General features: G+C 40.2%; 19 protein-coding genes and 2 tRNA genes. 7 read left to right on the plus strand and 14 right to left on the minus strand.

All coding sequences use genetic code 11. The features are described from left to right. Window positions 1-60 precede the first annotated feature (60 nt). From tsaD to FDK13_RS12130, 3 genes are read left to right on the plus strand one after another with little or no spacing between them, the layout of a single operon-like run. On the plus strand, window positions 61-1,059 hold the full coding sequence (tsaD, locus tag FDK13_RS12120) for a tRNA (adenosine(37)-N6)-threonylcarbamoyltransferase complex transferase subunit TsaD (protein WP_137340259.1): 999 nt from the start codon (window positions 61-63) through the stop codon (window positions 1,057-1,059). A 20-nt stretch (window positions 1,060-1,079) separates the two neighbouring features. After that, window positions 1,080-1,877 (plus strand): MOSC domain-containing protein, encoded by a 798-nt coding sequence (locus FDK13_RS12125; RefSeq protein WP_137340260.1) that lies wholly within the window; start codon window positions 1,080-1,082, stop codon window positions 1,875-1,877. Window positions 1,878-1,887: 10 nt separating this feature from the next. After that, a complete protein-coding gene (locus FDK13_RS12130) occupies window positions 1,888-2,751 on the plus strand; it encodes a hypothetical protein (RefSeq protein ID WP_137340261.1) in 864 nt (287 codons plus the stop codon). 172 nt (window positions 2,752-2,923) lie between these two features. Here FDK13_RS12130 and lpxA read toward each other — a convergent pair whose 3' ends face one another. From lpxA to FDK13_RS12150, 4 genes are all read right to left on the minus strand, one after another. Then, complete coding sequence (lpxA, locus tag FDK13_RS12135) at window positions 2,924-3,736, minus strand: acyl-ACP--UDP-N-acetylglucosamine O-acyltransferase (protein WP_137340262.1); 813 nt, start codon at window positions 3,734-3,736, stop codon at window positions 2,924-2,926. Further along, entirely contained in the window at window positions 3,733-5,124 is a 1,392-nt protein-coding gene (locus FDK13_RS12140; RefSeq protein ID WP_137340263.1) for a bifunctional UDP-3-O-[3-hydroxymyristoyl] N-acetylglucosamine deacetylase/3-hydroxyacyl-ACP dehydratase, read from the minus strand. The genes lpxA and FDK13_RS12140 overlap by 4 nt, the downstream gene beginning before the upstream one ends. Before the next feature lie 98 nt (window positions 5,125-5,222). Then, window positions 5,223-6,260 carry a UDP-3-O-(3-hydroxymyristoyl)glucosamine N-acyltransferase gene (gene lpxD, locus FDK13_RS12145; RefSeq protein WP_137340264.1) on the minus strand — a complete coding sequence of 346 codons (1,038 nt, stop codon included), beginning with the start codon at window positions 6,258-6,260 and terminating at the stop codon, window positions 5,223-5,225. 91 nt (window positions 6,261-6,351) lie between these two features. Then, window positions 6,352-7,584: an HD domain-containing protein gene (locus FDK13_RS12150; protein WP_137340265.1), complete on the minus strand. Its 1,233-nt coding sequence runs from the start codon at window positions 7,582-7,584 to the stop codon at window positions 6,352-6,354. Window positions 7,585-7,849: 265 nt separating this feature from the next. On the opposite strand from FDK13_RS12150, the gene FDK13_RS12155 reads away from it, so the two are divergent. Continuing rightward, window positions 7,850-7,923: transfer RNA gene (locus tag FDK13_RS12155), tRNA-Ile, on the plus strand. Between the two features lie 129 nt (window positions 7,924-8,052). Here the strand turns inward: FDK13_RS12155 and FDK13_RS12160 are convergent. From FDK13_RS12160 to FDK13_RS12180, 5 genes are read right to left on the minus strand one after another with little or no spacing between them, the layout of a single operon-like run. Then, window positions 8,053-8,661 carry an HAD family hydrolase gene (locus tag FDK13_RS12160; protein WP_137340266.1) on the minus strand — a complete coding sequence of 203 codons (609 nt, stop codon included), beginning with the start codon at window positions 8,659-8,661 and terminating at the stop codon, window positions 8,053-8,055. A gap of 24 nt (window positions 8,662-8,685) precedes the next feature. Beyond that, window positions 8,686-10,080, minus strand: a complete 1,395-nt coding sequence (locus FDK13_RS12165) for a galactokinase (protein WP_137340267.1) — start codon at window positions 10,078-10,080, stop codon at window positions 8,686-8,688. Continuing rightward, entirely contained in the window at window positions 10,081-11,271 is a 1,191-nt protein-coding gene (locus FDK13_RS12170) for a DegT/DnrJ/EryC1/StrS family aminotransferase (protein WP_137340268.1), read from the minus strand. It abuts the gene before it with no gap. 2 nt (window positions 11,272-11,273) lie between these two features. Then, window positions 11,274-12,167 (minus strand): SDR family oxidoreductase, encoded by an 894-nt coding sequence (locus tag FDK13_RS12175; RefSeq protein WP_137340269.1) that lies wholly within the window; start codon window positions 12,165-12,167, stop codon window positions 11,274-11,276. A gap of 11 nt (window positions 12,168-12,178) precedes the next feature. Next, window positions 12,179-13,411 (minus strand): MFS transporter, encoded by a 1,233-nt coding sequence (locus FDK13_RS12180; RefSeq protein ID WP_137340270.1) that lies wholly within the window; start codon window positions 13,409-13,411, stop codon window positions 12,179-12,181. Between the two features lie 286 nt (window positions 13,412-13,697). Here FDK13_RS12180 and FDK13_RS12185 point away from each other — a divergent pair, with 286 nt between their 5' ends. Next, window positions 13,698-14,186, plus strand: a complete 489-nt coding sequence (locus tag FDK13_RS12185) for a RidA family protein (protein WP_137340271.1) — start codon at window positions 13,698-13,700, stop codon at window positions 14,184-14,186. Window positions 14,187-14,277: 91 nt separating this feature from the next. On the opposite strand, the gene FDK13_RS12190 is transcribed toward FDK13_RS12185, so the two are convergent. Together FDK13_RS12190 and FDK13_RS12195 are read right to left on the minus strand one after the other, a co-directional pair. Further along, on the minus strand, window positions 14,278-16,335 hold the full coding sequence (locus FDK13_RS12190; RefSeq protein WP_137340272.1) for a tetratricopeptide repeat protein: 2,058 nt from the start codon (window positions 16,333-16,335) through the stop codon (window positions 14,278-14,280). A 270-nt stretch (window positions 16,336-16,605) separates the two neighbouring features. After that, a tRNA-Glu gene (locus FDK13_RS12195) sits at window positions 16,606-16,677 on the minus strand. 256 nt (window positions 16,678-16,933) lie between these two features. On the opposite strand from FDK13_RS12195, the gene FDK13_RS12200 reads away from it, so the two are divergent. Beyond that, entirely contained in the window at window positions 16,934-19,423 is a 2,490-nt protein-coding gene (locus FDK13_RS12200) for a M14 metallopeptidase family protein (protein WP_137340273.1), read from the plus strand. A 7-nt stretch (window positions 19,424-19,430) separates the two neighbouring features. On the opposite strand, the gene aroQ is transcribed toward FDK13_RS12200, so the two are convergent. Next, window positions 19,431-19,847, minus strand: coding sequence for a type II 3-dehydroquinate dehydratase (aroQ, locus tag FDK13_RS12205; RefSeq protein WP_137340274.1), 417 nt, complete (start codon window positions 19,845-19,847; stop codon window positions 19,431-19,433). Window positions 19,848-19,896: 49 nt separating this feature from the next. Here aroQ and xerD point away from each other — a divergent pair, with 49 nt between their 5' ends. Next, window positions 19,897-20,793, plus strand: a complete 897-nt coding sequence (gene xerD / locus FDK13_RS12210; protein ID WP_137340275.1) for a site-specific tyrosine recombinase XerD — start codon at window positions 19,897-19,899, stop codon at window positions 20,791-20,793. A gap of 100 nt (window positions 20,794-20,893) precedes the next feature. Here xerD and FDK13_RS12215 read toward each other — a convergent pair whose 3' ends face one another. Beyond that, on the minus strand, window positions 20,894-21,097 hold the full coding sequence (locus FDK13_RS12215; RefSeq protein WP_137340276.1) for a hypothetical protein: 204 nt from the start codon (window positions 21,095-21,097) through the stop codon (window positions 20,894-20,896). Window positions 21,098-21,099: 2 nt separating this feature from the next. Then, window positions 21,100-21,606, minus strand: a complete 507-nt coding sequence (locus FDK13_RS12220; RefSeq protein ID WP_137340277.1) for a SixA phosphatase family protein — start codon at window positions 21,604-21,606, stop codon at window positions 21,100-21,102. Window positions 21,607-21,780 lie beyond the last annotated feature (174 nt).

Here is a 21,780-nt window from a genome sequence, read left to right on the forward strand (position 1 = left end):
AGCATATTCCTGCGTATCTTATCGTTAATTGCTTATTTTTGCGAATATTATTCAAATTTCATGAACATCCTCGCGATAGAATCGTCTTGTGACGAAACCTCGGCCTCTGTTTTATCTAACGGCAAAATTTGCTCCAATGTTGTTGCTACGCAACTCATTCATACACAATATGGCGGCGTAGTTCCGGAATTGGCGTCACGCGCGCATCAGCAACATATTCTGCCCGTGGTAGATAAAGCTTTGACTGATGCAAAAGTAACAAAAAAAGACCTCGATGCCATCGCTTTTACGAAAGGACCCGGTTTATTAGGCGCTTTACTGGTCGGAACTTCCTTTGCCAAATCCATGGCGCTTGGCCTCGGCCTGCCGCTTATTGAAGTAAATCATATGCAGGCGCACGTTTTGGCACACTTTATTCAGGACCCAAAACCGGAATTTCCTTTTTTATGCCTGACTGTAAGCGGCGGTCACACCCAGATTGTAAAAGTGACCAGTCCTTTGAAAATGGAAGTTATCGGACAAACGAGGGACGATGCTGTTGGGGAAGCTTTTGATAAAACAGCAAAATTGCTGGATCTGCCTTACCCTGGCGGCCCTTTGATAGATAAATATGCCAAAACCGGAAATCCGCTGGCTTATGCTTTTCCATTACCCGAAATGCCGGAGCTCGATTTTTCTTTCAGTGGTATTAAAACTTCTTTTATGTATTTTCTACAAAAAAAAGTTCGTGAAAATCCGAATTTTATTCAGGAAAATATTGAAGATATTTGCGCCAGCGTTCAGCATACACTGGTTAATATTCTTTTGAAAAAATTAAAAAAAGCTGCCAAAGAAACCGGAATTAAGGAAATCGCCATTGCCGGTGGTGTATCCGCCAATTCAGGATTAAGGACATCACTTCTTGAACTTGGGCAACAATTAAACTGGAAAGTATACATTCCCGATTTTGAATATTGCACGGATAATGCCGCAATGATTGCTATGGCGGCTCATTATAAATATTTAAATGCTGATTTTTGTAACCAGACGGTAAGTCCGATGGCCAGAATGGAATTTTAAATACGACAAAACCTTAGATCATGATCCTCTCAGAAATCTGGATTTATCCAGTAAAATCATTAGCCGGAATACGCTTAACAGAAGCTCAGGTTGAAGGAAAAGGACTTCGATATGATCGCAGATGGATGATCGTTGATGAAAATGGGCGTTTTCTTACGCAGCGGGAATTCTCAAAAATGGCTATGCTGGAAGTTGCTGTACTGGAAAATGGTTTATCCATTTCAAGCCGACTGGAGCCGGGGAATTATATTACCGTTCCGTTTCAACCTGTTTCTTCCAATCCGGTTTCGGTAACTGTCTGGGATGATGAAGTGGAAGCACTTACAGTGAGTGATGAAGTGGATAAATGGCTTTCCGAACAACTGGAACTTGATGTTAAACTGGTGATCATGCCGGAATCAACACAACGAAAAGCAGATCCGCGTTATGCCAAAAACAATGAAAATGTAAGTTTCGCCGATGGTTTTCCATTCTTACTGATTTCCCAGGCTTCGCTGGACAATTTGAATGGCCTCCTGGAACAGCCGATCGTTATGCAGCGTTTCCGCCCGAATTTCGTAGTGACAGGAACAAATCCGCACGCAGAAGATGACTGGAAATCCATTCAGATCGGTGAATTATTTTTTGATATTGTAAAGCCTTGTGCAAGATGTATACTAACCACAATTGATCCTGAAACAGCTGAAAAAGGAAAAGAGCCGCTTAAAACACTGGCGACTTACAGAAGAGTTGGCAATAAAATACTCTTTGGCCAGAATGTTGTAACAAAACAAAACGGCCTGATCAAACAGGGCGACCAGATTTCATTATTAGAATAAAAAGTTTTTTGTGAAAATAGATTTACTCGGCCCCATCTTCGTTTTTATCCGCAAATTCCGTCCTCTTCATTTACATTGGGCAAACCTCGATATGGCTGCCGCAGCTATGATTTGTCAGGTAGCTTTTAATCGTTTGCCATTAGGAAAAACTTTCATCAGCATACCTGCAAACATTGTTCTGGGACTGGCTGTTTTTGTAATTTCTTCCATGAACCGTCTTCTGGATAACAGAAAACCGGCAAAAACGGAAATGAAGCGTTTTTTACCAAATCAGAAAAACCGGATTACTTTTTTGGAAATTGTAGCAGGTGGATTGGTAGCAGGTATTTTTATTGCTTTTTACATGCCTTCAAATGTTTGGAAAATTGCTGCCGGAATGGTTGTTCTTTCAGGAATCAGCGTATGGCTTATTTCCATATTACCGGAAAGGAGCCCGTTACATTCATTAAGAACACCACTTTCGTCACTGATTTTCACAACTGGAATTTTAGCTTTTACTTTATTTTCAAATCAGGAAATCAGTAAAGAAATTAAATATTCCGCGGTTCTATTTTTTCTGATCGTGTTACAAAACTTTCTGCTTGCCTCTTATTATCAATCGATTGAATATCCCAATGTTTCAAATTTTGCAGGTGTATTGAAAGCTCCATTATCAAGGCAAATCATTCATATTATTACACTACTGATCATTGCCGGTGGCGTTGGCGTTTGTCTGCATACAGAATTTCGCTATACGCAGCGCTTGTCGGTTATCCTGATGATGATGGCTGTTTTACAATCCTTTATGTTACAGAATACCGGTTTCATGCAAAAGAATAAATATAAGGGAATGCTTGTGACGATGGTTTTGCTGATACCGTTTTTGATTTTGTAATGAGAGAATGAGAGAATGAGAGAATGAGAGAATGAGAGAATGAGAGAATGAGAGAATGAGAGAATGAGAGAATGAGAGAATGAGAGAATGAGAGAATGAGAGAATTTTTTATAAACAGAAAGCCCGATTTTCTAACGAAAATCGGGCTTTCTGTTTATAAAAAATTCAACTTTTAGGATTGGGATTCTGATTCTCCGGCTCCGTACGTCTGGAATGGGCTTTTCATGATTCCTCTTTCTGAGTTACGAACAAAGTTTACCACTTCGTCGCGTTCGTTGGATGGAGGTAATTCCAGTTCTATTTTCTGTAAAGCCTCAGCATTGTTAAGGCCTCTCATATAAATGTATCGGTAAATATTCTGGATCTCGATGATTTTCTCATTGCTATAACCTCTGCGGCGTAAACCCACCGAGTTGATACCAGCATAGGAAATTGGCTCACGGGCTGCTTTTGTAAAAGGCGGAACATCCTTGCGTACAAGCGAAGCGCCTGAAACAAACGAATGTGCACCGATTTTGACAAATTGATGTACCGCGCTCATTGCACTTACAATCGCCCAGTCGTCCACATGTACGTGGCCCGCCATTTGCACATTGTTTCCAATGATACAATTGTTTCCAACACGGCAATCGTGCGCTACGTGCGCATAAGCCATGATCAGACAGCCAGATCCAACCACTGTCTTCCAGTGCTCTTCGGTTCCGCGGCTTATGGTTGCATACTCACGTACAATCGTATTGTCACCAATAATTGTCAGCGTGTATTCATTGTTATATTTTAAATCCTGAGGTGTTGAAGAAATCACAGCTCCGGAAAATATACGGCAATTTTTCCCGATACGTGCACCTGCATTAATTACTGCATGTGAGCCTATCCAGGTACCTTCTCCTATTTCTACATCTGCATGTATCATAGCGAAAGGTTCGATTTCTACATTCGCAGCGATCTTCGCATCCGAATGGATATATGCTAACTGTTGTGTCATTTTTTCTTTACTAGACTTGCGATCATATCTGCTTCACACACCAGCTGTCCGGACACATATCCCCGGCCGCTCATTTTTACGATACCGCGTTTCATCGGTGAAGTAAAAACACATTTGAATATCACAGTATCACCAGGAAAAACATTTTTACGGAAACGGCATGCGTCTATTCCGATTAAATAGGGCCAGTAATTGTCAGGATCCGGTACGCTGCTCAGTACCAGAATACCTCCGGTCTGAGCCATAGCTTCAAGCTGCAACACCCCTGGCATTACAGGGTTTCCTGGAAAATGTCCAAGAAAATATTCCTCGTTAATCGTTACATTTTTGACACCTACCACGCTGTTTTCGTCCAGTGCAATGATCTTATCGATCATTTGGAAAGGATAACGATGTGCGAGTAATTCACCGATCTGCTTGATATCGAGAACAGGTGCTTTATTTGGGTCGTAGGAAGGAATATCTCCTTTTCCGGACTTGATGAGTTTTTTTATCTTTTTTGCCAACGCTACGTTCGCAGCATGTCCCGGACGTGCTGCCAGGATTTGGGCTTTTATGGGCCTTCCAATCAGAGCAAGATCACCGATAAGATCCAGCAGCTTATGGCGGGCCATTTCATTCGGATAATGCAATTCAACATTATTCAGAATTCCCTTCGACTTGTCAACACTCACTTTCGGCTTGTTGAGCAACTGTGACAAGTGATCCAGCTCGCCTTCTTTAACGTCCCGGTCTACAATGACTATCGCATTGGTAAGGTCTCCTCCTTTGATCAAATTTTGTTTGTACAGTGCTTCCAGTTCGTGCAAAAACACAAACGTCCGGCATCTTGCGATATCTTCTTTAAACAAAGTAATATCGTTCAAAGAAGCATGCTGGCTGCTGATTACTTTTGAATTGTAATCAACCATTACCGTCAATCTATAATCGGAGAGTGGCAAAGCAGCCATCTCGATGTCATTTTCCTTGTTTTTATAATGAACGTATTCAGGGACTTCAAAATAGTTACGATAAGCATTTTGTTCCTCGATACCTGCATCAAGTAAAGCATCAATAAATTTGATAGAACTTCCATCCATAATCGGAGGCTCAGGACCATCCAGCTGTATCAGGACATTGTCAATTTGCAAACCTACCAAAGCGGCAAGCGTATGCTCAACGGTATTGATCCGGGCACCGTTTTGTTCAATGGTTGTCCCGCGGGACAAATCCACTACGTTATCCACATCGGCGTCAACAATTGGCTGATTTGGTAAATCAACACGTTGAAACTTATAACCGTGATTAGCTGCGGCAGGAACAAATGTCATTGTTGCCACGACACCGGTGTGTAAACCCACTCCCGTAACTGATACGGATTTCTTAATGGTTTGTTGTTTTTCGTTCATTATATTCTCCTAATCTACTAAAAGGCTGCGGGGCTTGCGGTTGCCAAAATTTGAGCATTCTTGGCCCAAACTTAATTATTTAATTCCTTTCTATATTTTTAATGTTCAGAAACTTCTCGTTTACGTTCAAGTTCTTTCAATCTTTCTTCCAATTGAGGTAATCTTCTTGTCAAAGCCATTGATCTTAAATGCTCTGTCAAATCTCTTGCTGGCGAGCCGGAAAGTGACAATCCTTCCTTTTTTATCGACTTACCGAGCCCGGACTGTGCACCGATTTTTGTATTGTTAGCTAAGGTAATATGCCCAGTTATACCAACCTGGCCGGCAATAATGCATTGTTCTCCTATCCGGGATGATCCTGAAACGCCAGCCTGGGCTGCAATAACAGTATTTTTCCCTATCTCCACATTATGTGCAATCTGCACAAGGTTATCTATTTTAACACCTTTACGAATGATAGTGGAACCCATGGTAGCACAATCAATGGTAGTATTGGATCCAATGCTTACTTCGTCCTCAATGATCACATTACCCAGCTGTGGTATTGTTTTATAAGTACCATCAGCCTGGGGGGCAAATCCGAAACCATCACTTCCTATGACGGTATTAGCGAAGATGCAGCAGTTTTTCCCGATGATGGTATGATCATAAATCCGTACACCGGGATGTATAACCGTATTATCTCCAATTTCTACAAAATCTCCCAGGTAGGCATTTGGATAAATTTTCACTCCACTTCCGATCGTACAGTTACGGCCTATGTAAGAGAAAGCACCACGGTATCCATTACCACCCATCTGGCTGTTTTCACCAATAAAACTTGGCTGTTCAATCCCATTTTTTCCGGTTGCAATACGCTTTTGATATTCTTCAAGAAGTATCGTAAATGCAGTATAAGCATTCTCCACGTAAATAAGCGTAGCGCCTATACTTTGTTTAGGAACAAAATCCTTATTAACAATTATGGCCGAAGATTGTGTGGTATAAATATAGGGTTCATATTTACTATTGGCAAGAAAAGAGATACAACCTGGCTGGCCCTCCTCAATTTTTGCAGCCGAATCAATTGTAACTGTGTCATCACCAACGGTAGTTCCATCAAGCATCTTTGCAATCTCGCTGACAGTAAATTTCATATTTTCGGCTAATTTCTGGTAACGTCTTTGTAAGTAATAAAGCTATTTATAAAAAAGGCTCTTTTTTATTGTGTAAGAATTGACATCCTCACTAACCACGCAAAGATACATTTTTACCCCAACATACATAATACTTGCGGACAATCTTAGTGAGTGCTTCGATCGTTGGAATGTCAGAAGCAGCAGCAATATCCAGCAAAGTGCCATTTTTCATTTTGACCTTTATGGGATCCTGTTCCTTCTCATAGGCTGAATTCGTGGTTTCTCCTGTGATCAGAAAGTATGACAACTCACTTTCCTTTAACCCCTGCGATAAAAGTTTTTCACGTAAAGGTTTCAAAATTTCTTCCTCTGGCATTTCTTTAAAAAAACTGATCTTAAATAAATGCCTATCCAGTAAGCTTTTACAAAGTGTGGACAATACTTCGTCGTGATGTTTCGCCCATCCCTTAACAGAAGCCCATACGTCATTATCATCCAGATTGTTGAAAGATTCTAACAAATCAACGTTCTCTTCAAAATCAGCAAGCGTAAAATTATTATGGAGGAAACGGGAAAAATCCGGGGTAGCAAATAAATTTTCGCCTTGGGCAGATAATTCACGGGCACGTCTTAAAATTTCGGTAAGCATGGCCTGTGCGCTGAGTAAAGTTTTGTGCAGATAAACCTGCCAGTACATAAGCCGGCGCGCATGGAGAAAATTTTCTATACTTAATATTCCTTTTTCTTCAACCACAAGCTGGTCCTGACTGATATCCAGCATTTTTATAAGTCGATCAGCACCAATGGATCCTTCAATAACACCCGTGTAAAAACTGTCGCGATTGAGATAATCCATCCGGTCCATATCCAGCTGGCTGGAAATCATCTGGTGGAAAAATTTCCGTGGATAAACTCCCTCAAACATTTGAATGGCAATATCCAATCGTCCGTCCATCTGTCTGTTAAGCTCCTTCATCATAACCAGCGTGATGGATTCATGCTCCACCCCAGGCAAAAGAACACTTTCCAATACATGTGAAAAAGGCCCGTGACCAAGGTCATGCAAAAGGATAGCCGCCTGAGCCGCTTCGAGCTCCGGCTCCCAAATTAAATGATCTCTTTCCTGCAAGGCACGCAACGCCTGGCTCATCAAATGCATGGCCCCCAACGCGTGGTGAAAACGCGTATGAAGCGCACCCGGATAAACGAGATCAGCCAAACCAAGCTGCTTAATCCGTCTTAAACGCTGAAAATAAGGATGTTCAACCAGATCAAAGAGCAAATCTGAGGAAATGGTGATAAAGCCGTAAACAGGGTCGTTGATTATTTTTCTTTTGTTCAAAACTTCTTTTTTTTGCAAAAATAGTAAACTACGAACGCAGAAAAGAATGAAATCTTATGATAATCATTTGGAGAATTAATCTCTTTGACTAATTTTGCACTCCGAAGTCTTTCCAAGATCAGGAAAAGCTGAAATAGTTAAGAAAGTTTATTTAATTATAAAGCAAGGGCCTATAGCTCATTCGGTTAGAGCAACTGACCGCGCGGCGGACGCTCATAATCAGTAGGTGCCTGGTTCGATTTCAGGTAATAAATAGAATTAATAAGGGCCTATAGCTCATTCGGTTAGAGCAACTGACTCATAATCAGTAGGTGCCTGGTTCGATTCCAGGTGGGCCCACATTGAAACAAAAAAGATCTCATACAGTGTGTATGAGATCTTTTTTGTTTCAAAATAGCCTCTCAACACTTATCATCTCTCAATTAAATCTAAACAATTACCAGAAATTTAAATTTCGGGAATAAATTTTTAATACCCTTCCAATTTCTCCAAAACACTCCCCAAAGGATTCAGCCAGATCGTTTCAATTCCTACTGTTTTGGCGGATTCAATATTATCGAAATTATCATCGATGAATAAAGTTTCTTCTGCTTTCAGATCCGCTTTTTTCAAAACTGCTGAATAAAATTCAGGATCAGGTTTCATAAAACCCATTTCATAGGAGAAAAAAGGTTGTTCAAAAAGGCTTAAAAAGTCATGACCGGAAACAGTGGCCCTGCTTGTCACTTCTTTTATATGTATCGAATTGGTATTGCTCAGCAAGAAAACCCGGTACGATTTTCCTAATTCCTGAATACGGTCGAGACGCTCTTTGGGCATTTCCTTTAACAATCCGCACCAGGCTCGATCGATTTCTCCATCGGTCAGTTTTTCTCCAAAAGCTTCCCTGAGTGAATTCCTAAAACCAGCGTTGTCTGTCTCTCCTATTTCCAGTTTGAAATAAAATTGTTTTTCGTCAAAAATCCCGGTAGCCTCCTCTTCCGTGATTTCGGCCAGATCGGCGAAAGCGCGATACGTTGCAGGAACGTCGATATCAATAATGACATTTCCCATGTCAAAAAGTAAATTCTTAATCATTATATTTTATTCCAATATTTTAAATCAAACGACAACAATACCGTAACTGTCAGCCCCATCCGAACTTCCTTCAAATAAATAAGGTTCTCCGAGTTTTGCTTCTGAATAAGTCTTAAAAATCCTATTAATAGTCGGACCGGCATTTTTATTACCCAAAATCGCCACTGTTCCACCTGCTCCGCCGCCGGTTATTTTTGCTCCGTAAATCCCGTTTCCTATCCCTTCGTTCCGACAAAGATCAACCAAAAAATCTGTGGCTTTTGCACCCAGTCCGCATTCGGTGTAGGCGTAATGTGACTGATACATTAAATCTCCCATCAAACCAAAAGCCCGTTCAGACGGACTCACGGATGCCCCGCGCGATAATTCTGAAAACAACTGAACCCGCTGGTTTTCTTCTACCGCATACCGCGTATTTGCCTTTACGTTGTACTGCACTTCATCTTTCAACGGCGTAAAAGGATCAACATGAATCTTGCATTTCTCCAGATATTCTTTCTGATTTACGGTTTCCGGTAAAAGTTTTTCGTATTTCTGATAAAAAACAGATCGTGAAATATTAGCCAGATAGCCATTCCAGAACCTATCCGTATAACATGGAATATCACTGCTCGTATCAAGCGTTACGTCCAGACCTTCAAAATCACAGATCATTTTATAACCCATAAAAGCCGCTGCTCGCGCCGCTTCATACTCAATCCCGGAAACCTGATGGCTCACACCGGAATCAATCCCCCAAACCTGCAATTCGTCCGGTAAAGTGATAAGCAGCTCTGGAATACAAGGCTGACAAATCAACGGCATCACATGCCCTTTTTTGCCGGTTACAACAGCGATCTGATCCATAATTCCGCAAGCAGAATCCGCAATCACATTTTCAACCCATTGACAGGCCAGAGCAAGTTGGACGCCAGACAAATCAATACCATAAGCAGCTGCTGAGGACTTCATAACCGCAACTTCGATCGCGGCCGACGAACTTACGCCACGATTGAGCGGAACCGTGGATTCCATGTAAAGTTGAATGCCTTTTGTAATGCCGTATTTCTTTTTTAAATAATGCAGATTTCCCAGCACATAAGCCGTCCACCGGACAGACGGCGAGCGGTTGACCATTTCTTTGACATAATGCTCATCCGAAAGATCTTCCAGATTAATAATAATTTCCCCCTGCCAGCCAGCATCGGTCACCGTTTTATTTCTCAAAACCACAAGTCCGTCTTCCCGAAGCTGAGCTGCCGCATAAGTCGCTTCTTTTATGGTTGATTCGAAAACGAGTCCGCCGGTATAATCATCATTTCCACCCATTAAATCCAACCGGCCGGGAGCTCTTGAAATATGTACAGGAAACTCCGGAGAAAAGAATTCCCCGGCATATTTTATGCGTTTTACCGTTGTTTCAAAATCTATATTTTCCATCTACGAACGAATACTCCTGATACTTTTCACAAGATATTCCAGCGCTTCTTCGGTCTGGCGTGGATTGATCGGAAGCGTAACCAATTCCTCAGCCAGTTTTTCAGCATGAGGAAATTGCCCTTTTTTCATTCCGCGGTTTTTAAATGCGGTAGAATAATGAAGCGGTATGTAATGAAACCCAACTTTGATCCCGAATTTGTGAAGCATATCATAAATGAAATCCTCTTTATTCATTCCAAATTCTTTTGGATCGATCCTTACCGGATATAAATGAAAAACGTGTTTGTTATACGGCCTCACGGTTGGCAAAGTTAGTCCGGGTACGTCCTGCAATGCTTCTGTCAGATAAGCGGCATTATCAATCCGGTGCTGATTCAGCATATCCACTTTTTTAATTTGCTCACAGCCTACGGCAGCCTGAATGTCCGTCATCCGGAAATTATACCCGCAATCGTCAAAATCCTGCCACCAGAATTTTTTCCCGATCGGAAATTTCTCTTCATCCAGTTTGCAATATTTGGTACTGTTTCCATGCACACGTGTACAATGAGAACGATACAATGATATTTTTTCAAAAATTTCAGGATCATTGGTCGTTACAATTCCACCTTCACCCAAGGTTGAAATGTTTTTTTGTTCGTGAAAACTGAAACAACCTGTCGCGCCGATCGTCCCTACTTTTTTACCTTTATACTCAGCACCGATCGCGTGGGCGGCATCTTCGACGACGGAAAAATTATGTTTTTGAGATAATCCCATAATTTCGTCCATATCGCAAGGCTGACCATAAAGATGCACCGGAATTACGGCTTTGGTATTCGGCGTCAGTTTATCTTCAAGCTGATTCGGATCGAGATTGTAAGTAACGGGATCAATATCGACAAAATCAACCTCAGCACCCAACGTAACCGGCGCAGCGGCTGTTGCGATCCAGGTAATAGGCGATGTCAGAACGCGATCCCCCGGCTTAATCCCGATCCCGATCATGGAAAGAAACAAAGCCGTTGAACCGTTGCTTACCACTCTGGCATATTTTGCTCCGGTATATTCTGCAAACATTTTTTCAAACCGGATACATTCGTCGCCGCTCGTTGGCGCATTATTTCTGAGCACCCGCAATACGGCTTCCTCTTCTTCCTTGCCGTATTGTGTGCCAAATTTTATTTCAAGATCAAACTTAATACCACTCATAATTATATTTCAGTTTTAAAATTCAGGGTTAAAGCCAATCCTTCCGACAGAGATTTCATGGGTGTTTTTAGTATTTTTTTCGCCAGCGTGTTATCCATCGTAGCATTATCCGGACGCGGTGCCCGTCCGGGCATCGCATTGGAATTGACCGGTATTATGACAGCTTCCGAAAAATTCAGTTCTCTGGCAATTTCCTGCGCCATTTTATACCGGTTGATTCCGGTATTCCCGGCCAGATGAATAATTCCGGCGAAATCATTTCCGGCCAGTTCTATCAAAGCACTTCCCAGCGAAATCACATCCACGGGGGTACGTATTTCGTTTTCAGGAAATTTCATTTCTTCACCTTTTTGCAATTTTTCAAGCATATCTGCCAGAAATGAATTCCCTTTTCCCTTAACTGATAGACCCATCACAAGAGACAGTCGGGCAACTACATTTTTGTTTGAGGCCAACAGCACAATTTGCTCCGCTTTTATTTTGGTTTCTGCGTAAAAATTGACCGCTCCTGGATAATCGTTTTCTGAATAATTTCCCTTTTTTCCGTCAAAAACTGTATCCGTAGAACAAAAAACCAGTTTGGCTCCAATTTTAGCACATAATCGGGCTAAGGTATCGGTGACACCAGCATTTGTTTTTTCAGCCGCTTCCTTATTTGCTTCACAAAAATCGATGTTGGCCATTGCCGCTGTATGAATAACGGCGTCTGGTTTTATTTCTTCCAGAATCGCTTCGAGCTTTTCGAAATCAAGCAAATCAAGCTGGTGATAGGTAACATTATTCTCATTACCGATTTGCTCCGTTCGTGCTATTCCGTGTATTTCCCAATCATCCGGAGCCTGTGCAATAATACTTCCTGCCACAAAACCATTGGAACCTGTAACGATTACTTTCATCAAACTAAAAATTAAATTGAACTGGTTATTTGCTGATCCGATACCATATTGATTTCACTTTTCACTTCGTTTTTAAAAGATTCTTTCGTTAAGAAAAAGGCATAAATCGCGATCATAATCAGACAAAAGAAGGGGACTACATAAGATATTTGCACGCCGTGTTTGTCGGCGATCATACCCTGAATGGGCGGAAAAACAGAACCGCCGATGATAGCAAAATTTAATAAAGCGGATCCCTTTCCGGTAAACGCGCCGATATCCTCAATAGCCAGACTGAATAATGTCGGAAACATGATCGAAAGAAAAAGTCCCGATCCTGCCAGTACCAATTCGTTAAATCCGGTATTGAAAAATATACAGACAAAGAAAAAAATCGCCATACCAACCGCATAAATCCCGACCAGTTTATGCGCTTTGATGTATTTCAAAATAAAAACTGCCGCGATACCCATCACTGCCGTAAAAAAATAATAAAGTGTGAGGTAACTCGCCGACTGCGCATCGTTAAAATGCAAAACCGTTTTGAGATAAGGAATAAAAAAGCCAGCCGTACAAGCCTCAGCGCCCATATAGAAAAACATGGCAAAAACGCCGTAGAAAAGATGTTTATAGGACATGCCCTCTTTCAAAATTCCTTTTAGCGTAAATGGCTCGTCATCCTCCGGTTTCATGGAAGGCAAATGAGAAAAATACATTAAAATGGCCGTTGCCAGTAACGTGATCGCCAATAGTAAATAAGGAAAATGATAGCGAATCTGGCCCACTTTATCGTAGATCAGCGCAGTTGCCAAAAGTGGTGTAATGGCATAACCGATGCGGGAAAATACCTGGACAAAATTAATCCGCTGGTGCGCTCCCTCCGGGTCGCCAAGCAGGGAAGCGAACGGATTAGCGGCGACATTTATGATAGTAATTCCGGTTGAAATAATAAAAATTGCAACCAGTACCAGCGGATAAGAATCGAATATTTTTGCCGGGACAAAAAAGACACAGCCCAGCGAACAGGTTACGACGGCCACAAGCAGGCTGATTTTATAACCATAATGATGGATCATCCAGGCAATCGGGATTGGGAAAATAATGTAGGTCAGGTAAAACGTAAACTGGATCATACTGGCTTCGATGTAACTAAGCTTGAAATGTGTTACGAGCGAAGGCAGCAGAATATCGTTCATACAAAACAATGAACCGACCATCAAAAACATCAACGAAAGTAAAAGCAGCGGTTTGACCTGGTGTTTCATTTTATTGTTATGAAAATTTAATTGAGCTGCCGGACAATTTAACGATACGGTAATCTGACTGAATCCAAAACTGTTAATTATTATACTTTAAAATCATCCATGTTGACCATCGTTTTAAATTAAAAACAATTTAATGTGCTATTCATTTTGAGAATATTCTCCGTATCCGTTTATATTTATTCAGAATTTTTGTCCGCGTATAATCGTAGTTATTTGCCGTTATCTCCTTTTACCATCAAGGCGACTTTTGGAAAACCTGATAAGCAGATATTAATAAATTTATAAAATGGAATTTCAAGAGATAAAAAGCAATCTGGCCATAAGCAATCTGGCCATAAAAGGAATTTCCGGCAGAAGTGTCCCAAATCCGGGAGGTTCTTATATTGCCGTGAATGTGAGAGGAAATATCGCCTATGTGGCGATCCAGTTTCCGATTGATCAGGGCGTTTTACATTACGCCGGAAAACTGGGAAAAGAAGTTACTACAATAGAAGGTTACCAGGCAGCAAGAATCGCAGCAATGAACATTCTGGGACAAATCGAAAAACATCTGGGTTTTGAAAAAATTGAAGGATTAAACCATCTGGATATTTATTACGCCGCCGACGGCGAATGGAATGAATCTCCTACCATAGCAGATGGCGCTTCGGATTTATTTCTGGAAGTTTTGGGTGATCAGGGGAAGCATACGAGAGCGCTGTTTGGGGTTGAGAGGCTGCCGGGATTTGCTTGTGTTGGGGTGACTGGGGGCGTTTACGCTTTTGGAATTGTATAATTTTGCTCCGTAATAACACATAGTTGTAATCTTTTTCGTATTATGAATACAGGAATATTTTCATGACTAAAAACAATAAATCTTAAATAAATTATTTGAAAGGCAAATGCGATATTACTATTTGAGGATGTAAATTTTGCTTATCCAACTTGTAATAAAATGCAGATGCCCATTCTTCCGCCCTTAAAACCTTCGGCCCTAATGTGATTTTCTCTATTAAAGAATTTATTTTCATTCCTTCTATATAAACTCTAAATGGCCTAACCATTTCGTCTATTTTCTTCTCAAATTTTTCACCAATTACAACTAGTCGTATTTCCTGCTCGTGCTGATAATCAGAAGATTTAAATAAATATTTTATGGAGTTTAGTTGTTTGACCAAGCTATTAATTCTTTCCAAATCAGCTTTGTTATTTTGTATATAGACGTTGACCCTAAGTTTCAGCTCAGTCATAACCTCATTAAATTTTTTAAGGTCGTCATTAGAAATGCTTTGAACAAAAAATGCGTCACTCGCTCTATCCTTATAAGCAACTCTATAAAAGGCAACATCGGTATCAATATCAGCATTATTAGCCATACTCTGATTTACAGTATTATTTGCATCAGCAGTAATTATTTCTGAAAAAAACTTTAAAATTTCATCTGTTTTTAATGTTAATGCACATCCTTGCCCTTCTTCTCGATTTTCCTTCCCATACATTCTCCAAAGTGTTAAGTCATTGTGGCTTTTATCAGCTACAAAACTTCCTACAAAACGCTTGGCAACAAAACTTTTAAGCATAAGCTCATTACGAATGTTATCTGAAACTTCTTTTTGAAAATTTAAGAAATTATCTAAATTATATCCTTCCGAAGTATCGTTCAAAAAGGAACCTTCAGATATTCTTAATGGACTTTCATTGATAACCAGTTTTTCAGCAACAGATAGACTAGTAAAGTGCGTTAGGTAATTGTCTTCGAATTTTAAAAGGTATTGAATCTTTTTGATCAATCTGGCCAAATCATACAATTCTAAGTCTTGCAAGTACGAATAAATTTCCTCATTTCTTAGCTTTGATACATAAGAATAATAATGAATCTCCTCATTCCAAATATTTGAACATTTAATTGAACTTTCATAGATTTCGTTTAAAAGATCCACTCTCCTTTCTTCCGATTCAATTGCAATATTGTATAACGTATTACTAAGATTGTAGTATCCACCAGCGTATTCCGGATCAGCTATTATTGACTTATTAAGTTCAATGATTGCGTTCTTACTATCCTTTAACCCCAAATATGCACAACCTAACGCATTATAAGAATAAGCCAAAGACTTATTATAGTCGTTACTCAAAGTTTTTAGGATATCAAAGCCTTTTATTGCTTCTAAATAAGGAGTTATTGAATCATTATATTTTCTAAGTTTTTGATAACATTGACCTTTTAAATAATAGGCATGAGCTGGTCTGTTTTTAATAGTAATAGCCTCATCTAAAATTTTAAAAGCCGGATCAAAATTATTTTGACTTATGTACAAATCAGCAAGATAAAATGTCGCATCACTCTTATTTCGAAGTTGAATTGCTTTCATTAATGACTTTTCTGCCTTATCATTTTCTTTTAGAAGTAGATAAACTCTTCCTAATGCTAAATGAGATTCGCTATCGTCGGCCAAATTAACCACCCTCTTAAATAGTTTCTTTGCTTTTTTTATCTTTCCTATTTTAATAAAGATGTCGCCTAGTCTTCGATATGGTGGAATGTAGCTTGGAACTAAATTAATAATTTCCATATAAGCATCAATTGCTAAGGTATGCTTATTTTCCTTTTCGTACTTACGACCCAGTTCATAATAAGAATTAATATATCTTGGATTCTTTCCCTGATTAATAGATCGATCATAACTGACTTCATCTGACGAAAATCTATTGTTAATTTTAACTGCCCTATGCTGATCTGGCTCTATCTTAAAAATAATCTTGAGAATTTCGTCACATTTAGAGAACTCTCCTAACTCTTTAAGAGCGAAAGCCAGTTCCCCATACAAATCAGCACTATTAAGTGTACTTAACAATTTCTCTGGCAAAAGTTCCTTTACATCATAAAACCCTCCTTGTTCGTTAAGTTCACGAGCGTCTTTAAGTAAATTCTCAGCAGTATCCATTGACCAGTAAAAAAGTAGATAATTGTAAATTAATTCCTCAAACCGCCCCTTTCAGAAAAATGTCTGAAATTCTTATAAAAACGACTGGAAACATAACAAGAAATTCGGACTTTGCAATATCTATATACCTTTTTCAAAATTCAACATTCCAAAACTACCCGCCAAAATCCAACCCCAAAACCAAAAAAAGAAGCCCGCTTCTCAGCGGGCTTCTCAAATAACTTAACTCGTTTGTATTGTGATTGAAAACTATTACTCTCACACGGTTTGTGACCCATAGGGGAATCGAACCCCTGTTTCAACCGTGAAAGGGTCGTGTCCTAACCGCTAGACGAATGGGCCGACTGGTCTCCTACTTCGTATGCGAATCGCACTTTTCTTTCGTTTTACAACTCCGTTTCCGTTATCGTGGTGCAAATATGCACGGTTGATTTTTAATATCCAAACCGTTTAGAAAAATAAATGAAAGATAATTTTTACCGGTCTGATTTACAGACACTTTAATTGAAAACTTTTTTTTAATTATTTCAACGTAGCAGTAAATTCGCATTACTTATTAAATTTGGGAAGGCTTACTTTTAAAAATCTTCACTCCATCATGATAAGATACATTTACGGTCTTATATTATCTTTTGTATTACTTAATGCAAGTGCTCAAAACAAAACGCCGGAACAATTTCTGGGCCATCCGCTGGGCAGCAAATTCTCTTTCCATTATCAGGTTGTCGATTATTTCAAGACCATTGCCGCCCAAAATCCTAATCAGGTTAAGGTTGTACAATATGGAAGTACTAATGAAGGAAGGCCGCTGATGGTTTTCATCGTTGCCTCGCCTGAAAACTTTGCGCGCCTCGAAGAAATTCGTCTTGATCATCTTAAAAGCACAAAAAATCAATCTGTAAAAACAGATGCTAAAACGCCGGCGATTGCCTGGCTTAGTTATAATGTTCACGGGAACGAAGCGGTATCTTCCGAAACTTCCATGAAAGTGATTTACGAATTGCTGAACAAGAATAACCGTTCGATGCAGGACGTTTTGAAAAATACAATAGTCATTCTGGATCCCTGCATTAACCCCGACGGTCGTGATCGTTATGTACAATGGTATAATCGCGTTCAAAACGAGGTTTCTGATGTCACTCCTTTTGCATTGGAACACAATGAACCATGGCCGGGCGGAAGATTTAACCATTATCTATTTGACCTGAACCGCGACTGGGCCTGGCAAACGCAAAAAGAAACGCAGGAACGTATCGTTTTCTATAGCCAGTGGATGCCGCATTTGCACGCCGATTTCCATGAAATGAGTCCAAACCGTAGCTATTACTTCCCTCCTGCTGCAAAACCTTTCCACCAGGATATTACCAAATGGCAGCGCGAATTCAACGAGATTCTGGGAGCAAACTGCCGGAAATATTTCGATCAGAATAACTGGACTTATTTTTCTAAAAAGGAATACGATTTGTTCTATCCAAGTTACGGCGATACCTGGCCAACATATAACGGAGCAATCGGGATGACGTATGAACAAGGCGGTGGCGGTCGTGCCGGATTGGCTATTGAACGCCCGGATGAAAACGATACGCTGACTTTGAAAAACAGGATTGAACATCATTACGTAACGAGTGTCGCTACGCTTGAAACCGTTTCTGCCAATAAGGACAAAATGGTTTCCGAGTTTAATAACTTTTATGAAAATGCCGTTCAAAAGCCGATTGGTACTTTCAAGACTTATCTCATCAAATCACAAGGAAACGAGGAACGTGTCAGATCTTTTACAGAATGGCTTTCCAGACAAGGTTTTGAATATGGTATTGCTGGTAAAAATCTTGCGGTTAAAGGAACAGAATTGACCACGCTTTCAGATCAGAATATTAAAATGGAAAGCAACGATCTTTTGATCAGTGCTTATCAACCAAAATCCAACCTGCTTAAAATTCTTTTTGAAACAAAACCAGTTCTTGAAGATTCTATTACTTACGACATTACCAGCTGGGGAATTTCTTATTTGTATGGAATAAAAACTTTTGGCTTGAAGGAAAAATATGTTCCGGCAGCGTATCAACCTGAAAAAACTGAAAATAAAATTCCTGCCACTACACCTTATGCTTATATCGCAAAATGGAACAGTGTAAATGACGCCGTTTTTCTTTCTGAATTATTGAAAAGAAAAATCCTGGTGCGCACTTCCAATATTCCTTTTGAAACGAATAAAATGTCATTCGAGGCCGGGACTTTGATCATTACGAAAAAGGGAAATTATGTAAATAATTTCGATAGTCTGGTAACGGCGCTTGCTACAAAACATTTTGTAAAACTTGTTCCCGTAACCACTGGCGGCGTAACGGCCGGAGCCAGTTTTGGTTCCGATGAAGTGGTAACCATTCGCCCGCCAAAAATTGTAACACTGGTTGGAGACGGCATTTCACCTACGGCTGTCGGTGCTGTCTGGCATTATTTTGAGCAACAAATAAAATATCCGCTGACATTGATTTCTCAGGATAAACTTTCACAACTTCCATTTGATCAGGTCGATGTTTTGATTTTACCAAGCGGAAATTATTCCAATATCCTGAATGAAAAACTGTTGGCCACTTTGCAGGATTGGGTCAAAAAAGGCGGAAGACTTATTGCTTTGGAAAATGCAAATGATGCATTTTTGAACAAACCCGGATTTGATCTTACCAAAAAAGTAACGACGCACAAAAAAGACCAGGATACGTTCAAAAAGTTTGGTGAACAGGAAAGAGAAGAAGCCAGCACGACATCGCCGGGAAGTATGTTTCAGGTAACGCTTGACGCTACACATCCGCTTTCGTTTGGATGCAGCAAGGATTATTTCACAATTGTCCGCAATGCCTACAATATGGATTACCTGACGGATGGCTGGAATGTGGGTTACCTGACGGATACGGCATACAAAGCAGGTTTCGTAGGAAACAAGGCAACTGAAAAGCTAAAAAATACTTTGATCATGGGCGTTCAGCAAATGGGACAGGGAAAAATCACGTATTTGATGGACGATCCTCTGTTTCGCGGAATGCTTTACAATGGCAAAATACTTTTTAGCAATGCAGTTTTCAGATAATAAGATTTTATAAAAAATATCTTAGCGCAAGCTCATAACCTTTTAAGCCTAATCCGCTTATCATTCCCTTGCAGCGATCGGTCAGATAACTGTGATGACGATAAGGTTCGCGGGTATAAATATTCGAAATATGAACTTCAACGGCCGGCGTGGTAACTGCCGAAAGTGCGTCGGCCAACGCTATCGAAGTATGGGAATAACCGCCTGCGTTTACAATAATGCCGTCAAATGTAAACCCAACTTCGTGGATTTTATCAATTAAATCGCCTTCATGATTGGATTGATAATAGTGAAGCTGGATTTTGGGAAACTCGTTTTTTAAACCTTTAAAATAATCTTCGAACGACTGGTTTCCATATACCGTAGGCTCACGGGTTCCTAAAAGATTGAGATTCGGACCGTTGAGAATTAAGATTTTTTTCATAAAAAAGATTCGGGCATTACATTTATAAGATTAAACAACCAGTGAAACTATGTGGCAAAGCTACATCAAACATTTTAAAAATTACCTCCGCCTGGAAAGGTCATTTTCCGACAATTCGGTTCAGGCCTATGTTCGTGATGTTGAAAAACTTGCTGAATATATCGAACTCGCCGCAATAAACGTCTCTCCGGCGGAGACAAAAGAAGAACATCTTTTAGCTTTTTTAAAATATTTGTCAGAATTAGGGTTAACCGCGCATTCCCAGGCAAGAATGCTTTCCGGAATTAAGGCATTTTACAAATATCTGTTACTCGAAAACGAAATCACAGAAGACCCAACAGAATTAATTGAAGCGCCACGTTTACCAAGAAAACTTCCTGATGTTTTGTCTTATGATGAAATTGAACAAATGCTCAACGCCATTGATCATTCCACACCGGAAGGAACCAGAAACCGGGCGATTATTGAAGTTTTGTACAGCTCAGGATTACGGGTTTCCGAGCTGATCGGATTGCAGTTAACGTTCTGTTATTTTGATATCGGCTTTATCCGGATTTTGGGAAAAGGCGATAAAGTGAGATTGGTACCGATTGGGAAAGAAGCGATAAAGTATGTTGAGCTTTATCTTGAACATGTCAGAAAAGAAATTGAAGTCAAAAAAGACAGTGAGGATATCGTTTTCCTGAACAGGCGCGGCGGACAACTTTCACGCGTGATGGTTTTTCTGATCATAAAAGATGTGGCAGAAAAAGCCGGGATCGCAAAAAATGTAAGCCCCCATACCTTCCGTCATTCCTTTGCTACACACTTAATCGAAGGCGGCGCCAGTTTAAGGGCCGTCCAGGAAATGCTGGGACACGAATCCATCACCACCACAGAAATCTACACCCACCTCGACCGCGATTACCTAAGACAAATCATCACCGAATTCCACCCGCGTTCCTAAAAACAAAAAATTGAAAATTCCCTGAGAACAAATGACAACCCCTGACCAAACTTAACAACTTCCTGACAATTTCTTGACAACAAATGACAATTCCTGACACTTACTTAACTTCCTTCAGCAAAGAGTCAATCCCCAGCGTATCCTTTTCCGGAAGTTCCCCCGGCAATGCACGCTGCAATTGCTTCGGTTTATTCCACGGAGCCGTAGTCCGGCTGGACATGTCGTAAGAAATGTAGATAAACAGTGCTACGAAGAGTATAAATACGGTGATAAATATCCGTCTGTTACGATTTGGAGTTTCCATTACTAATTTGAGTCCCGCAGTTGTTTGGGAGATTGGTATAAAATAAAAGTCCCGGTTTTGGCCGAAACTTCCGCCCATTCCAGATTATCAAATTCAATGATCACGATACTGCATTTAGACATAGAATCCAGATCCGCACCTGACAAATACTCAGCGAAATATGTTATATCCGGGTTATGTCCAAACAACGCAACCACTTCACTTTCAGCAGGTATTGCATTCACCACTGCCAGATAACCACGAGGGCCACCATCATACAAAATATCTTCCAGAATAATATCAGAAGCCTGAAAATGGAGCTGATCACCCATGATCACCGCTGTTTGTGAGGCACGCGCAGCCCGGCTTGAAATGAAACGATCAGGATAAATATTTTTCGAGGCCAGCCATCTGCCCATGGCAGAAGAATCTGTTTTGCCTTTTCCAACCAATTCGCGTTCAAAATCCCGAACCATCAGTTTCTGGTCTTCGGCAGCGGCGTGGCGCACAAGTATGAGTGTTCTTTTCATTGATATAATTTGTACAAAAATAATGAATCTGACCGAGCCAATCCGAGAATTTGCAAGGAAATAAAAAAGAAAGAATTATCGAAATGAAAATATAACCATTCATTTCACTAAAATTGCCTTCGGACATTATTTGTTAACCTACCTGGCACAATAAATAGTTAATTTTGTTAAATC

The sequence above is a fragment of the Dyadobacter frigoris genome (genome assembly GCF_005280585.1).
Lineage (GTDB): Bacteria > Bacteroidota > Bacteroidia > Cytophagales > Spirosomataceae > Dyadobacter > Dyadobacter frigoris.